The 15173-nt window shown below is 70.8% G+C and carries 14 protein-coding genes, 2 tRNA genes and 2 pseudogenes; 9 read left to right on the top strand and 9 right to left on the bottom strand.

Annotated elements, in window-relative coordinates; translation table 11 throughout:
- Positions 1-1496: threonine--tRNA ligase (locus GEV07_28090; GenBank protein MQA06414.1), on the bottom strand; the 1496-nt coding region annotated here is incomplete at its 3' end.
- An 80-nt stretch (positions 1497-1576) separates the two neighbouring features.
- Positions 1577-2785 (bottom strand): aminotransferase class III-fold pyridoxal phosphate-dependent enzyme, encoded by a 1209-nt coding sequence (locus GEV07_28085; GenBank protein ID MQA06413.1) that lies wholly within the window; start codon positions 2783-2785, stop codon positions 1577-1579.
- Between the two features lie 131 nt (positions 2786-2916).
- On the opposite strand from GEV07_28085, the gene xth reads away from it, so the two are divergent.
- The 5 genes from xth (at position 2917) to GEV07_28060 (ending at position 8129) form a co-directional block, all read left to right on the top strand.
- Positions 2917-3780: an exodeoxyribonuclease III gene (xth, locus tag GEV07_28080; protein MQA06412.1), complete on the top strand. Its 864-nt coding sequence runs from the start codon at positions 2917-2919 to the stop codon at positions 3778-3780.
- Between the two features lie 63 nt (positions 3781-3843).
- Positions 3844-3938, top strand: a tRNA-Sec gene (locus GEV07_28075).
- A gap of 34 nt (positions 3939-3972) precedes the next feature.
- Positions 3973-5724: a selenocysteine-specific translation elongation factor gene (gene selB / locus GEV07_28070; protein MQA06411.1), complete on the top strand. Its 1752-nt coding sequence runs from the start codon at positions 3973-3975 to the stop codon at positions 5722-5724.
- Between the two features lie 265 nt (positions 5725-5989).
- Positions 5990-6277 carry a hypothetical protein gene (locus tag GEV07_28065; protein MQA06410.1) on the top strand — a complete coding sequence of 96 codons (288 nt, stop codon included), beginning with the start codon at positions 5990-5992 and terminating at the stop codon, positions 6275-6277.
- A 262-nt stretch (positions 6278-6539) separates the two neighbouring features.
- The gene (locus GEV07_28060; protein MQA06409.1) at positions 6540-8129 is read left to right on the top strand and encodes a M20/M25/M40 family metallo-hydrolase; all 1590 of its coding nucleotides are present in this window, start codon (positions 6540-6542) and stop codon (positions 8127-8129) included.
- A gap of 48 nt (positions 8130-8177) precedes the next feature.
- Here GEV07_28060 and GEV07_28055 read toward each other — a convergent pair whose 3' ends face one another.
- From GEV07_28055 to GEV07_28030, 6 genes are all read right to left on the bottom strand, one after another.
- Entirely contained in the window at positions 8178-8531 is a 354-nt protein-coding gene (locus GEV07_28055; GenBank protein MQA06408.1) for a fumarate reductase subunit D, read from the bottom strand.
- Positions 8532-8921 (bottom strand): fumarate reductase subunit C, encoded by a 390-nt coding sequence (locus GEV07_28050; protein MQA06407.1) that lies wholly within the window; start codon positions 8919-8921, stop codon positions 8532-8534. It abuts the gene before it with no gap.
- A complete protein-coding gene (gene sdhB / locus GEV07_28045) occupies positions 8918-9661 on the bottom strand; it encodes a succinate dehydrogenase iron-sulfur subunit (GenBank protein ID MQA06406.1) in 744 nt (247 codons plus the stop codon). The genes GEV07_28050 and sdhB overlap by 4 nt, the downstream gene beginning before the upstream one ends.
- 5 nt (positions 9662-9666) lie before the next feature.
- Entirely contained in the window at positions 9667-11409 is a 1743-nt protein-coding gene (frdA, locus tag GEV07_28040) for a fumarate reductase (quinol) flavoprotein subunit (protein MQA06405.1), read from the bottom strand.
- A gap of 18 nt (positions 11410-11427) precedes the next feature.
- Positions 11428-11655, bottom strand: a complete 228-nt coding sequence (locus tag GEV07_28035; GenBank protein ID MQA06404.1) for a hypothetical protein — start codon at positions 11653-11655, stop codon at positions 11428-11430.
- A gap of 174 nt (positions 11656-11829) precedes the next feature.
- Positions 11830-12207 carry a hypothetical protein gene (locus GEV07_28030; GenBank protein ID MQA06403.1) on the bottom strand — a complete coding sequence of 126 codons (378 nt, stop codon included), beginning with the start codon at positions 12205-12207 and terminating at the stop codon, positions 11830-11832.
- Between the two features lie 58 nt (positions 12208-12265).
- Here GEV07_28030 and GEV07_28025 point away from each other — a divergent pair.
- The 3 genes and pseudogenes from GEV07_28025 to GEV07_28015 all read left to right on the top strand — a co-directional run bounded on the left by GEV07_28025 (position 12266) and on the right by GEV07_28015 (position 14125).
- Positions 12266-12460, top strand: a pseudogene (locus tag GEV07_28025) (DNA-binding response regulator).
- A gap of 3 nt (positions 12461-12463) precedes the next feature.
- Positions 12464-13865: pseudogene (locus GEV07_28020) on the top strand (HAMP domain-containing protein).
- Complete coding sequence (locus GEV07_28015; GenBank protein MQA06402.1) at positions 13853-14125, top strand: hypothetical protein; 273 nt, start codon at positions 13853-13855, stop codon at positions 14123-14125. Before GEV07_28020 ends, GEV07_28015 begins: the two are co-directional and overlap by 13 nt.
- Positions 14126-14175: 50 nt before the next feature.
- On the opposite strand, the gene GEV07_28010 is transcribed toward GEV07_28015, so the two are convergent.
- Positions 14176-14246 (bottom strand) — tRNA-OTHER (locus GEV07_28010).
- Between the two features lie 118 nt (positions 14247-14364).
- Here GEV07_28010 and GEV07_28005 point away from each other — a divergent pair.
- Positions 14365-14988, top strand: a complete 624-nt coding sequence (locus tag GEV07_28005; protein MQA06401.1) for a hypothetical protein — start codon at positions 14365-14367, stop codon at positions 14986-14988.
- Positions 14989-15173 lie beyond the last annotated feature (185 nt).

Here is a 15173-nt window from a genome sequence, read left to right as displayed (position 1 = left end):
GTGGACATCTGCCAGTTCCGGCCGATGGCGTCCTTGGCCTGCACGGAGATCTTCGGGCCGTAGTACGCGGCGCCGCCCGGGTCGGGCACGAGGTCCAGGCCGGACTCCTCGGCGGCCTGTGCGAGCGCGTCGGTGGCCAGCGCCCACTCCTCGGTCGACCCGATGAACTTGTCCGAGTCGTCGCGGGTGGAGAGCTCCAGGTAGAAGTCGTCGAGCCCGTAGTCGCGCAGCAGCGACAGCTCGAAGGCGAGCACCGCCTTGATCTCGTCGCCCATCTGCTCCTTGGTGCAGTAGATATGCGCGTCGTCCATGGTGAGCCCGCGCACCCTGGTGAGTCCGTGCACGACCCCGGACTTCTCGTACCTGTAGACGGTGCCGAACTCGAACATCCGCAGCGGCAGCTCCCGGTACGACCGCCCGCGCGACCTGAAGATCAGGTTGTGCATCGGGCAGTTCATCGCCTTGAGGTAGTAGTTCGTGCCCTCGAACTCGATCGGCGGGAACATGGTGTCCGCGTAGTACGGCAGGTGTCCCGAGGTGTGGAACAGCTGCTCCTTGGTGATGTGCGGCGTGTTCACGAACTCGTAGCCGGCGTCCTCGTGCCGCTTGCGGGAGTAGTCCTCCAGCTCCCGGCGCAGGATGCCGCCCTTGGGGTGGAAGATCGCCAGCCCGCTGCCCAGCTCGTCGGGGAAGCTGAACAGGTCGAGCTCCGCACCGAGCTTGCGGTGGTCGCGCCGCTCCGCCTCGGCGATCCTGTCGGTGTACGCCTTCAGCGCGTCCTTGCTCTCCCACGCGGTGCCGTAGATGCGCTGCAGCTGCGGGTTCTTCTCGCTGCCCCGCCAGTACGCACCGCCGGTACGCATCAGCTTGAACGCCGACACCAGCTTGGTCGACGGCACGTGCGGGCCCCGGCAGAGGTCCTTCCAGGCGACCGAGCCGTCCCTGGTGAGGTTGTCGTAGATGGTCAGCTCGCCGGCGCCGACCTCCACCTCAGCGCCCTCGGCGTCGGACGCGCCGCCCTTCAGCCCGATCAGCTCCAGCTTGTACGGCTCGGCGGCCAGCTCCGCGCGCGCGTCGTCGTCGGACACGGCGCGCCGACGGAACGTCTGGCCCTGCTTCACGATCTCGCGCATCTTCTTCTCGACCGCGGCGAGGTCCTCAGGGGTGAACGGCCGCTCGACGTCGAAGTCGTAGTAGAAGCCGTCGCGCACCGGCGGGCCGATGCCGAGCTTCGCGTCCGGGAACAGGTCCTGCACGGCCTGCGCGAGGACGTGCGCGCACGAGTGGCGCACCACGGCGAGGCCGTCCGGCGAGGAGATCTCGACCGGCTCCACCACGTCGCCTTCTGCGACCTGGTGGGCCAGGTCGCACAGCTCGCCGTTCACCCGCGCCGCGACGACGTCGCGGCGGCCGTCGAACAGCTCGCCGGCCGTCGTGCCCGCTGCCACCACTCGTGCGCTACCGCCGAGGGTGATGGTCAGGTCGCCGGACACGATGAGCTCCTTGGGTCGAAGTGCAGGATGTCACCGCATGCTATCGACCCGGCGCCGAGCTGCTCCGGTGCCGTCCCCGCGGGTCAGCCGGCCGTTGGCAGGTTCTGCTCGATGGCGGCGGCGATCTGGCGGATCTCGTCGTCGGTGCAGACGAACGGCGGGCAGATCTGCAGCGTGTTCGCCGTGATGGCGCGCAGCAGCACACCGTCGTCCAGGCAGGCCCTCGCGACCTTGTCCGCGTCCACCTCGGGGCGCAGCTGCACGCCGGCGAGCAGGCCGGCGCCGGAGCGTACCTCCTCCACCAGGTCGTGCCCGGCCAGTGGGCGCAGCGCGTCGACCAGCACCGACTCCAGGTGCGCTGCCCCGGCGACCAGATCGTCGGCGTCCAGCACGCGCAGATTGGCCTGCGCGACGGCGCACGCGGTCGCGTGCCCGCTGTAGGTCAGGCCGTGCCGGAACATCGGCGCGTCCGGCCCGGCGAAGAACGGCTCCCAGACCCGCGGTCCGACGAGCACGCCACCCAGCGGCGCGTACCCCGAGGTGACGCCCTTGGCGAAGAGCACCATGTCCGGTTCCAGGCCGAACCGCTCGCACGCGAACAGCACACCCGTACGCCCGAAGCCGGTGATCACCTCGTCCACCACGAACAGCGCGTCGTGCTCCTGGCACAGCTGCTGCAGGCCGGCGAGGTACCCGGGGGCGGGCGGCACGACCCCGCCGGTGCCGATCACCGGCTCCGCGATCACCGCCGCGAGGTTCTCCCCGCCGAGCGCGTCGATCTCCTTCCGTACGAGCGCGAGGTCGTTGGTGGCGATCCTGATCGTCTCCGGCACCAGTGATGCGGCGCCGTAGCCCTCGCGGTTGAACTCCAGCCCGGCGATGCTCGTGCCGAAGCCGTGCAGGCCGTGGTACCCCAGCCGACGCGACGCGATGGTGGTCTTGTCCGCCTGCCCGGTCGCCTGCCAGTACCTGCGGGCGAGCTTGCAGGCCAGGTCGACGGCGTCCGACCCGCCGCTGGTGAAGAACACCTTCGCGTCGTCGATCGGGCCGACGGCGGCCAGCTCGTCGGCCAGTTCGAGTGCGGGCGTGTTCGCCAGCCGGCCGAACAGGTGGTACGTCTCCAGCGTCCGCATCTGCGCGGCGGCCGCGTCGGCGAGCTCCGCCCGCCCGTGCCCGATGTTCGCGTGCCACAGGCCCGCGCCGGCGTCGAGCAGCTGCCGCCCGTCCGCGGCGGTCAACCAGGCACCCTGACCGGCGACGATCTCCAGCCGGTCGTGCACGACCGACGGCATGTGCGCCTGCGGGTGCCACAGCGCCGAACGCGACCTGTCTGTCACTGCAACCTCCAGGGGGTGTGGGAGAGATCGCGTAGCAATCTACCGGGAGTCGCCGGGTCGTGAGGTGCGCTCGATACCGTGGGCCCATGCGGGTAGCCACCTGGAACGTCAACTCCATCAAGCAGCGGGTACCCCGGTTCCTCCCCTGGCTCGACCAGCGCCGACCGGACGTCGTCTGCCTGCAGGAGACGAAGCTCGCCGACGACGCGTTCGCGGAGCTGCTGACCGAGGAGCTCGCGGATCGCGGGTACGCCGTCGCCGCGCACGGCGAGGGCCGCTGGAACGGCGTCGCCGTCCTGTCCCGGGTGGGGCTGGACGACGTCGTCGCCGGCCTGCCGGACGGCCCCGGGTTCCCGCACCAGGAGGCGCGTGCGGTGTCGGCGACGTGCGGCGGGGTGCGGGTGCACTCGGTGTACGTGCCGAACGGCCGCGAACCCGACTCGGAGCACTACCACTACAAGCTGGCCTGGCTCGGCCGGCTGCGTGAGGTGGTCGCCGCCGGGCCGCAGGAGGTGCTCGTCTGCGGCGACATGAACATCGCGCCCACCGACGCCGACGTCTTCGACCCCACCGCGTACGTCGGGCAGACGCACGTGACCGGGCCGGAGCGCACAGCGCTGACCGAGCTGCAGGCTGCCGGGCTGCACGACGTGGTGCGCGACCGGTGGCCGGACCAGCGCGTCTTCACCTACTGGGACTACCGGGCGGGCATGTTCCACAAGGACCTGGGCATGCGCATCGACCTGGTGCTGGCCGGCGGGCCGGTCGCCGACCGGGTGCATGCGGCGTGGGTCGATAGGCACGCGCGCAAGGGCACAGGGCCGAGCGACCACGCGCCGGTGATCGTCGACCTGGACGAGGCCCCGGACGGCGACATCGGCCCGGTGGTGCCGCCACCGTCGGCGCCTGCGGCCAAGCGGGGCGCCAGCAAGCTCCCCCAGTCCCGCTGACCAGCGGTACGGGTGTGACGTCGACAACATCCGCTCCGGCCGCCGCCTTGTAGCATCCCCCGCGGAGGCGTTTGTCAGCTGGTGCTGGCCGCGGTCTTCAAAACCGTTGGACGCGGTGCAATCGCGTCGGTGGGTTCGATTCCCATCCGCCTCCGCCAGTCGGTCACCGACGACCTGAGAGCGACACCGCAAATGCACGTGATCGCCACTGCGGGGCACGTCGACCACGGCAAGTCGGCGCTCCTGCGTGCGCTCACCGGCATGGAACCCGACCGGCTGGACGAGGAGCGCGACCGCGGGCTGACCGTCGACCTCGGGTTCGTCTGGACGGACGGCGCGGCCGGGCAGCTCGCGTTCGTCGACGTCCCTGGGCACGAGCGGTTCATCGCCAACATGCTCGCCGGCATCGGCTCGGTGCCTGCGGTGCTGTTCGTCGTCGCCGCCGACGAGGGCTGGATGCCGCAGTCCGCCGAGCACCTGCTCGCCCTCGACGCGCTCGGCGCACGGCGTGGCCTGCTCGCGGTGACCAAGTCCGACCTGATGGACCCGTCGCTTGCGACCGAGGAGGCGCTGGACGAGATCCGCGGGAGCAGCCTCGGCGAGGTGCCAGCCGTCGCCGTCAGCGCGGTCACCGGCGCCGGCCTGCCGCGGCTCCGCGATGCGCTCGACCAGCTGGTCGACAGCATGCCCGCACCCGACCCGGCGGCACCGGTGCGGCTGTGGGTGGACAGGAGCTTCACCATCCGCGGCGCCGGCCTGATCGTCACCGGCACGCTGGCCGCGGGCACCGTCGGCGTCGGCGACACCCTGGAGCTGGCGTCGACCGGCGCGACGCACCCGGTGCGGGAGCTGCAGTCGCTGAACGACCGGGTCGAGCGGGCCACCGGCACCGCACGGGTGGCGATGAACCTCCGCGGCGCCCGCCGCGGCGACGTGAACCGCGGCGACGCCCTGGTGACGCCTGGCAGCTACCGCCGCACCACCGTCGCCGACGTACGGATCGCGCTGTCCGACGGCGTGCGGCTGCCGCGGGAGATGCTGCTGCACCTCGCGACGGCCATGGTCAGCTGCACCGCGCGGCCGCTCGGCAAGGACACCGCTCGCCTGACGCTGCGCGACGCACTCCCGCTGTGGCTCGGCGACCGGGTCGTGCTGCGCACCGGACGCACGGTCATCGGCGGCGCGACCGTACTCGACGTGGACCCGCCCGCGCTCGACCGCCGCGGCGCCGCCCGCCGGCGCGCGGGCGAGCTGGCCGCGTACCCGGACGCCCCGACGGGGACCAGCGAGCTGCGGCGGCGCGGCATCGTGTCGGCCGCCGCCCTCCGCTCCAGCGGCGTCGAACCGCCGCTCGCCCCGGTCGCCGGTGACTGGTTGGTCGACCCCGACCTCCACACGTCGCTGCGCAAGCGGCTGACGGAGCTGGTCGAGACGCGCCGCTCCGACCCGGCGGCCGCACCCCTCACCGTGGACGAGGCTCGGTCGCTGCTCGACCTGCCCGACGCCCGCCTGGTGCCGCCGCTCGTGACGCCGCCGCTGGCCGTACGCAACGGCACGGTCGTGCACGGCGACGCTCCCGACACCGTCGCGCCCGCCGTCCGTAGTGCCGTACAGCGGCTCGCCGGGCTGCTGCCGGGCGACGGCTTCGCCGTCCCGTCCGAGGCCGACCTGCAGGCGGTCGGGCTCGGGCCGGCCGAGGTCTCCGCCGCAGTGCGCGCCGAGCACCTGGTGCGGCTGTCGCCGGCCGTCGTGCTGCTGCCGGACGCGGTGCGCCACGCCGTGGACACCCTCGCGCAGCTCCCGCAGCCGTTCACCGCCAGCGAGGCCCGTCAGTCGCTTGGCACCACGAGGAGGATCGCCGTGCCGCTGCTCGAGCACCTGGCCAGGCACAACCACACCCGCCGCACCGGCGACGGCCGGCACCAGGTGACCGGTCGCCGGTAGCCCCGCGGCCGGCGCGATTGGCCGGCCGGCAGAAGGGCCGTTTCACCGGGTCGAGGAACGCCACTTCGGGTCGGGCCGAAACGTGTCGACCGGGTGCGGCCGCCTGCTAACATCAGCATGACCGGGCAGCGGAGAGGGCGGCGTGAGTGACCAGGTTCCTGATCGTCGGAAACATCGTCCTCAGCCTGCCGCCGCTGGGCCTCGCGGTCGCACTGCTGGTGCTCTTCGGCGGGTCGCCGACGGCCGAAGTCCGGCGATCCTGCTGGTGCCGGTCGGGCTGATCGCTCTGCTCCTCGCATTGGTGGGGGCGAGCTACCTGCGAGGCGCGTTGGGCTACTGGCGAGGCGAGCCGCGGGGGCCGAACCTTACGAGGATCGCGGTGAACATCTCGCTGGTGCCGTGGTCATTGATGGTGCTTCGCGGAATCCTCGACTTGATCGATGAGGGCACCACCCGATGGGGCTTCTTCCTCACCGGTGTCGTCCTGCTGTGCGTCCTGCTCGGCTACCGCCGGCTGATCGATACCGCGGTACCGCTGGAGCGGGCCAAGTAGCCACCGCCGTTGACCTGCGTCTGCGATCGACTGCGCGCGTCCCCGTGCATCGCCTGCAGGCTGCTCGGTCGCGCACCCCCAGTGACGGCGACGGCCGGCACCAGGTGACCGGTCACTCTTCGCTATCCCCGTGACCTACCGAACAACTTCGCGCCGATTTCGCGTACCGGCTCGATGATCTTGCCGGCCGGGTGACGATGTGCGGGACGCGTGAGCGTCCGCCCCGGGGGGAGCACAGTCCACGGCACGAGGGAGTGTTCCCGTGAATCGACTATCCCGCCTCACCGTCGCCGGCGTCGCGATCGCGGCGGCTGCGACCCTGACCGTCACCTCCACCGCCACCGCCGCGGTCCCCGACAGCGGCGAGCTGCGCGAGGCCGTCACCGCGGACGGCATCCACAAGCACCTGCAGGCGTTCCAGGACATCGCCGACGCCAACGGCGACAACCGGGCCAGTGGCCTGCCCGGCTACGACGAGTCGGCCGACTACGTGGCCGACCTGCTCGACGCGGCCGGCTACCAGGTGACGCGGCAACCGTTCGACTTCCCGTTCTTCCAGGAGACCGCGCCGCCGGAGTTCGAGCGCGTCGCTCCGGACGCCCGCACCTACGTCGAGGGCGAGGACTTCCTCACCATGGAGTACTCCGGCAGCGGCGACGTCACCGGTACCGTGCAGGCCGTCGACCTGGTGCTGCCGCCGGGAGCCGACCCGAACACCTCCACCAGCGGGTGCGAGGCCAGCGACTTCGCCGACTTCACCGCGGGCAACGTGGCGCTGATCCAGCGCGGCACCTGTACGTTCGCGGCCAAGGCGGAGAACGCCGAGGCAGCCGACGCCAGTGCCGTCGTGATCTTCAACGAGGGCCAGGAAGGACGCACCGAGCTGCTCGCCGGCACGCTCGGCGGTGAGGTGGTGGAGATCCCCGTGCTCGGCACCACGTTCGCCGTCGGTGACGAGCTCGCGTCGCTGACCGACCCGCAGGTGCACATCGCCACGCAGACCAGCACGGAGATCAGGCACACGGAGAACGTCGTGGCCGACACCCCCGGTGGCCGCGCGGACCGCACGCTTGTGGTGGGCGCGCACCTCGACAGCGTGCCCGAGGGACCGGGCATCAACGACAACGGCTCCGGCACAGCGGCGATCCTGGAGATCGCCCTGCAACTGGCCGAGCTGGGCGTGGAGCCGACCAACCGCGTGCGCTTCGCGTTCTGGGGTGCCGAGGAGTCCGGTCTGCTCGGCTCGGAGCACTACGTCGCGAACCTGTCGAAGAAGCAGCGTAAGGACATCATGCTCAACCTGAACTTCGACATGGTCGCGTCGCCGAACTACGTGCGGTTCGTCTACGACGGTGACGGCTCCGACACGCCGGTCGCCGGGCCGCAGGGCTCGGACCGGATCGAACAGATCTTCCTCGACTACTTCGGCTCGCAGGAGCTCGCTACCAGCCCGACGGCGTTCGACGGGCGCTCCGACTACGGCCCGTTCATCGCCGTGGGCATCCCCGCCGGCGGCCTGTTCACCGGCGCCGAGGGCGTCAAGACCGCGGACCAGGCGGCCACCTACGGCGGCGTGGCAGGTGCTGCGTACGACCCCTGCTACCACGCTGCCTGCGACTCCCTGACCCCGACACACACGCCGGAGCAGGAAGCGCTCTACGCGCAGCTCGCGGCGGAGTACGACATGGTCGGCAACGTGAACATGGATGCGCTCGACGAGATGTCCGACGCCACGGCGCACGCCACGCTCACGTTCGCCAACACCAAGTCCGCGGTGAGCGGCACCGCACGGGCGGCCAATGGCCCGTCGACTCGCAGCATGGAGTTCGACGGCCACCGCGCGCAGCGGTAGCCACCGCCGACCGGGTGGGGTCGGCACCGCAGCCCCGGCCCCACCCGGTCACACCGCGAGCACGAAGACGTACGCGGCCACCGCCGACCCGAGCAGGGCGATGCCGTAGCAGCCCGCCGTGATCAGGGTGCCGTACCGCGCCAGCTGCAACCCGTCGTAGAGCGTGTACCTGAACCGGTGCGCGAAGTGGAACAGCGCCGCCACGCAGACGCCGAGCAGCACCAGCCGGGTCAGCGGGTGACCGAGTACGGCAAGCAGCTCGGCGCGGTCCGGCCGTGGCAGCCAGTCGAGCGGCAGCGCCAACCCGAACACGAACAACAGCACGGGCGCGAAGATCGCGGCCGCGACGCCGCCGGCGCTGAACGCCAGCCAGGCGAGCGGTTCGACCTGACGGTTGGCCATCTACCCCACCACCAGCCACACGACCAGCGCGGACACCGCCGCGAAACCCACCCACTGCGCCGCCACGATGGCCGCCGGCGGCGTCCGGCGGCCGCGCACCCGTACCGGCATCGCCTTCGGCGTCAGGTCGAACCAGGTGACCGTGTGCAGCAGCAGGAACAGCAGCGCGACGACGTCGACGGCGACGACCACCGGGTTGGCTGCGACGTCGAGGTACCGCTGGTACTGCTCCTCGCCGGCGCCGACCGACCACGCGAAGGCCAGCGTCACCGCCACGAACCAGGCCACAGCGACGGCACTGAGCTCCCGCAGGATGAACAGTGCGTACGACCGCTTGCCGACCCACCACAAGATCGACGGCTGCTGCCGGTACCCCCGCGGCGCGGTCATCGTCGGCCGCCCGGCAGCAGGTACGACTTCAGCGTCGCGGTGGCGGCCGTGAGCTTGTAGCGCTGGATCGCGCCGGCCGGGTCGACGCCCTTCGGGCAGGCCGTGGTGCACTCCCCCACGAACGTGCACGACCACAGCCCCTCCGGCTGGTTCAGCACGTCCAGCCGGGCGTCGGCGCCGGCGTCCCTGGAGTCCAGGTTGTACCGCTGGGCCAGCGCGATGGCCGCCGGGCCGACGAAGTCCGGGTCCACCCCGTACACCGGGCACGCCGAGTAGCAGAGCATGCAGTTAATGCACATGCTGTACTGCTTGTACTCGTCCAGCTCCGCCGGCGTCTGCAGGTACTCGCCGCCGTCGACGGGCGCGTCCACGTCACGCACCAGCCACGGCGACACAGTGGGCAGCTTGGTCAGGAAGTCGTCGATGTCCACGACGAGGTCGCGCACCACGGGGAAGTTGGCCAGCGGCTCCACCCGCACCGGCCCAGGCGCGTGGTCGACGAGGAACGTGCCGCAGGTCAGCTCCGGCTCGCCGTCGACCATCATGCCGCAGCTGCCGCAGATCCCCATCCGGCACGACCACCGGTACGACAGCGAGCCGTCCAGCCGGTCCTTGACGTAGTTCAGCCCGTCGAGCACCACCCAGTCCTCCCGCAGCGGCACGTCGAAGTCCTGCTGCCGCGGCTCGTCGTCGACGTCGGGGTCGTAACGGGTCACCCGCAACGTGACGGTGTCGACCATCGCGCTCACCTCCCGTAGACGCGCTCACCCACCGGCCACCGGGTGATGGTCACCGGCAGGTACTCGACGTCGCACGTGCCGTCGGCGGCGCGGCCGGCCAGCGAGTGCGCAAGGAAGCGCTCGTCGTCCCGCGCCGGGTGGTCGGTGCGCTGGTGCGCGCCCCGCGACTCCTCCCGCTCCAGAGCGGAGTGGACGATCGCCTCCGCGACGTCGAGCATCGCGGACAGCTCGAATGCGACGGGCAGCTCGGTGTTGAAGACCTTGCTGCGGTCGTCGAGCGCCGCCGTACGCAGCCGTTGCTGCAACTCGTGCACCGTGTCGACGGCCTTGCTCAGCGAGTCGCCCGACCGGTAGATGCCGGCGCAGCCCTCCATGGTGTGCTGCATCTCCTCGCGCAGCGCCGCGATCCGCTCGGTGCCGGTCTGCTCGACGCCCATCAGCGCGCGCCAGATCCGCCGGTGCTCGTCGTCGGCCTGCGCGGTCGCCGCGTGCGTCGGCCCCGGCGCCGTGGACGCGTACGCAGCGGCGGCCCGTCCGGCGCGGGCGCCGAAGACCAGCAGCTCGGGCAGCGAGTTGGAGCCGAGCCGGTTGGCGCCGTTGATGCTCACGCAGGCGACCTCGCCGGCGGCGTAGAGGCCGGCGACCGGGGTCGCGCCGTCGAGGTCGGTGTGTACCCCGCCCATCATGTAGTGCACGACCGGCCGTACGGGCACGAGCTGGGTGGCCGGGTCGACGTTCTGGTACTTCAGGCACAGCTCCCGGACGAACGGGATCTTGGCGTCGATCACGTCCGCGCCGAGGTGGCGCAGGTCGAGGTCGACGACCGGCCCGTACGGCGTGTCGATGGTGCGGCCCTTCTCCACCTCGTGCACGAACGCCTGGGACAACCGGTCGCGCGGCCCGAGCTCCATGCTCCGCATTACGGGCGTCGGGCTCGGCGTGCCGAGGTCGTAGTCCTGCAGGTAGCGGTAGCCGTCCTTGTTCAGCAGCCAAGCGCCCTCGGCGCGGGCCGCCTCGGTGATCAGGATGCCGGTGAACGGCAGACCGGTCGGGTGGTACTGCACGAACTCCATGTCCTTCAGCGGCGCGCCCGCGCGGTACGCCAGCGACATGCCGTCGCCGGTCTTGATGGCGGCGTTCGTGGTGAAAGGGAAGACCCGGCCGCAGCCGCCGGTGGCGAGGATCACCGCCTTGGCCGTCACCGTCTCGATCCGGCCGGTCGACAGCTCGATCGCGACGATGCCCTGCACCCGTTCCTCGTCGACGAGGAGCTTGGTGACGAACCACTCGTCGTACCGCCGGATGCTCGGGTACTTCAGCGATGTCTGGAACAGCGTGTGCAGCAGGTGGAACCCGGTCTTGTCCGCCGCGAACCAGGTGCGCCGCTTCTTCATGCCGCCGAACGGCCGGACGGCTACCCGCCCGTCCGGCTCGCGGCTCCACGGGCAGCCCCAGTGCTCCAGGCGGAGCAGCTCGCGTGGCGCCTCGTCGACGAACATCTCGACGGCGTCCTGGTCGGCGAGCCAGTCACTGCCGGAGACGGTGTCGTACGCGTGCTCGTCCAGGCTGTCCTCGGCGCCGACGACGCCGGCCGCACCGCCCTCGGCCGACACCGTGTGGCTGCGCATCGGGTAGACCTTGGACACGATGGCGACGTCGACGTCCGGGTCGGCCTCCGCGACGGCGATCGCGGCACGCAACCCGGCCCCGCCGCCGCCGACGATGACGACGTCGTGTGCCGCAGCCATAGGGCCTCCCCTGCCGCGTCAGTCCCCGTGCTCGCCGATGGTCTCGTGCTCGAGCAGCTTCCCGTCATGCCGTACGACGGCGTGTTCGAGCGTGCCGTCGTGGAACTCGTCGCGGCTGACCTTGCAGCCGCAGTCGAACAACAGCTGATCGCTGGCCAGGCCCTGGCCGTCCTGGGTCTCGTAGTGCTCGCCGTCGCTGGAACGCCCGCAGGGAGCCCGGCGACCGCTGAACCGCGTGGTGACCATCGCCCATCACTTCCCTCGAAGAGAGCCGGATCGGATGGTGATCTGGGCGTCGTTGGTTCCCCTCAGTGTGGCACGCAGCCCACTCCGCGGGAAGGTCCATCCGTGGGCTGCCTGTCCGACCGGATGCCCCGAGTGGCCGGACAGGCAGCCCCCTTCTCCCGCCCCAAGGGAGAGTCAGGAAAGCGACTCCTGGTACTCCTCGAGTGCCCGGACCGGCGGCCGGCGCGCGTAGGCCCTGCGCAGCGCGTCCTCCTCGACGAACCACACGTGCATCATCGAGCCGGACTCCCGCTCCTGCGCCCCGCTCGGGCACGCCTCACCGTGCCTGTGCATGCCCTTGATACGGCGGCCGTCGGAGCCGACGCAGAACTCGTGGGTGTGCCATCGCGTGTACGGACCCGCGATCTCCGGTGGCTCACCCTGCCGGTCGTCGTAGCGGTACATCACGCCGACCAACAGCAGCTTGCCGTCGGTGCCGCGACGGTAGATCAACGTCTCGGGCGCCGGCGGATCGGCGGTCTTGCCGTCGGCGATGGTTGCCCCGTTCCCCACGTGCAGTGCGGGAATGGGAGCCGAATCGTCGGCCCAACGGTGTCGTCTCTGCCCGCGCCTGCTGGCCCACCTGATGCGCCGGCCGGGTCGCGTCTTCGAGCGGGACGAGCTGCTCGCCGAGGTGTGGGGTTATCCGGCGGCGGTAGGCACCCGCACGGTGGACGTGCACGTGGCGCAGTTGCGCGCCAAGCTCGGCGCGCACAGCCCCATCCGCACGGTCCGCGGCGTCGGCTACGCGGTCCAGAAGGAGTAGCAAGTGCTCGGACTTCTCCGATCCAACCGGCCTACGCTGGCGCTGCGGATAGCCGTCGTGACGACGGCCGTGGCCGGGGTCGCTGTCCTCGTCGCCGGGGTGGTCTCGGTCGGCCTGGTGCGCGAAGCAGCGCAGTCGCAAGCCAGGTTGGCGCTGGCGCGGCAGGCCGACGTCGGTCAGCGGTTGATCGACGTCGCGCGTCCCCGTGACGTCTTCACCACGGTCAAGACGCTACGCACCGAGGGCCAGAACGGCACCGTGGCGTGTGTGCAGGCGAACGGTCGGCTGCGCGGACAGCCGCTCGCACGTATCGCGGCCAGCGCCCGGCTGGGCCGCATCCGCGCCGGCCAGGAACTGTCGTACCGGACCCAGGTCGGGAACCGCACCGTGTACGTAGAAGCACGGCCACTGCGAACTGGTGGCGCGCTCGTGCTCGCCCAGCCGCAGGCCAGCGCCTCCAGGTTGGTGGGCACCGTGGTGCAGCGGACCCTGCTCGCGCTGCTCATCGGCCTGGCAGGCGCGATGCTGGCCGGCTGGCTGCTCGCCTGGCGCCTGGCGGCGCCACTGAAGCGTACGGCGGGCGCCGCGGCCCAGCTCGCGTCGGGACGACGGGATGTCCGGGTGCCTCCGGAAGGCCCCGCCGAGGTGGCCGACGTCGCGACCTCGTTCAACGCGATCGCCGATGCCCTTCACCGGAGCGAGGGCAGGCAGCGCGACTTCCTGCTGTCCGTCTCACCCGAGCTGCGTACGCCGTTGACCGCCATCAAGGGCTTCGCCGAAGCGCTCTCGGACGGCGTCGCCACCGGCGACGCAGCCCAGTTCGCCGGTCGGACCATCGTCGCCGAGTCCGACCGCCTCGACCGGCTCGTCTCCGACCTGCTGGACCTCGCTCGACTCGGCGCGGACGACTTCAGGATCGAACCGACGCAGGCCGACCCTGCTCGATCTCATGCGGCGGGCCGCGGAGGTCTGGTCGGCCCGGTGCTCCGCGGTCGGCGTGCGGTTCAGCGCCGAGCTGCCCGACGCGCCGCTGATGGCGGTCACCGATGCCGCCCGGGTGCGGCAGATCGTCGATGGGCTGGCGGAGAACGCCCTCCGGGTCACCCCGGAGGGCGGGCCGATCGTGCTCGCACTGCGCACCGAGAACACGGCGAGGGTGCTCGAGGTGCGAGACGGCGGTCCCGGTCTGACCCCGGACGACTGCGCAGTCGCGTTCGAGCGGTCCGTGCTCTACGAGCGTTACCGCGGAGTACGTCGGGTAGGTACCGGCGTCGGCCTGGCGCTCGTGCATGGCCTGACCGTCCGCCTCGGCGGCACCGCAGCAGCCGGCCGAGCACCGGAAGGCGGCGCCCGCTTCACCGTCCACTTGCCGGCGACGATGGAGGGTCTGACGTGGCCAGGCTGATCTACTTCGCCAACGCATCGACAGACGGGTACGTCGAGCACGAGTTCGATCTTGCCGCGATCAGCCGGCTCAAGGAGTCCTCGGCCCGCGACATCACGGTCGGCGGTCCAGAACTCGCCGCCGAGGCGATAACCGCCGGCCTGGTCGACGAGATCCACCTGCTGCTCGCCCCGATCGTCGTCGGTGCCGGAAACCAGGCGACTTCCACCCCAACCACCGAAACGCGGGGCCTACGGGGGCTCGGCCCCCGTAAAAAGTAGCGGCCCCCGCAAAGGTGAGCAACGCTCACCGAGCAGGGACCGCCAGCCCGTGGGCGATACTGGGATCGAACCAGTGACCCCTACCGTGTCAAGCATTTCAGCGCCACGGAACGCATCGCCCTTGCCGCACAATGGAATCCTACGGAGTACCCGAACGTCCAGCAGTGTCCGCTGCGATTGTCACGCAGTTAGTCACGCAGGAGACCAAGGGTCGATGTCGAGGAAGGTGCAGGGGTGCCGTGACTGTCGATCCGCCTGTCACCCCATTTCAGTCACTGGCCGGCGAACCGGATCCGTTCGGCGACCTTCCTCACGGTAAGCCCTATCAGGCAGAGGTTCCACTCACTGCATTCAGTTCCGAACGTGAGATGGCCGATCGAGTGCTTGCCCGCCTGCCGCCATGGTTCACGATCCAGCGCGAGGTGACAGGTCAACATTGCTCCGGTCGACGCCTACGCATCGATGCGATCATTCGGCCGCGTCAGGCTCACCTGTGGCGCAATCCCAACGTCGCGCTCGGCGTCGAGTTCAAGATGGTGCCGAAGTGCGCCAGCATCGGTGACTACACCAGGTGGATCGCACAGGCCGTCGACTACACGCACGTCGAGTGGCCCGGTCACGGCCGTCTCATGATCTTGACCTGCCCGGGAGCTGCCTCCTGGCTAGGCGCAGGCATTGATCACGACAGTCGCGCGGTCATGGTCGCTAGGAGGCTCGCCGGTCAGCTTGGCGTGGGTGAGTTGGTGCTGCGCTGGTCGTACGGCTTGGCGCTGCTGTTGAACGGCGAGCACGTCTGGTCAGAGCGGCATGGCATCAGCCGAGGCCAACACTGGGGTCTGACCCTTAAGTCCGGCAGTCGGTGAGCAGCCAAGAGCTAAAACAGGGGGGATAGAGTCACGTCAGGTGACTCGAGGATGTCCCGAGTTCCGTTGAACTTCGGTGGCGGCCCCGAGGTGATCGTTAGGCCACCTGCTCGTGTTCAGCATCGCATGGGGTACTGACAGTCTCGGTGAACTGGGCGTTGAGCGTGTCGCGGAGCTGGCGGAGG

This window comes from Streptosporangiales bacterium, from assembly GCA_009379825.1.
Lineage (GTDB): Bacteria > Actinomycetota > Actinomycetes > Streptosporangiales > WHST01 > WHST01.
This window is presented reverse-complemented; position numbering and strand designations above follow the sequence as displayed.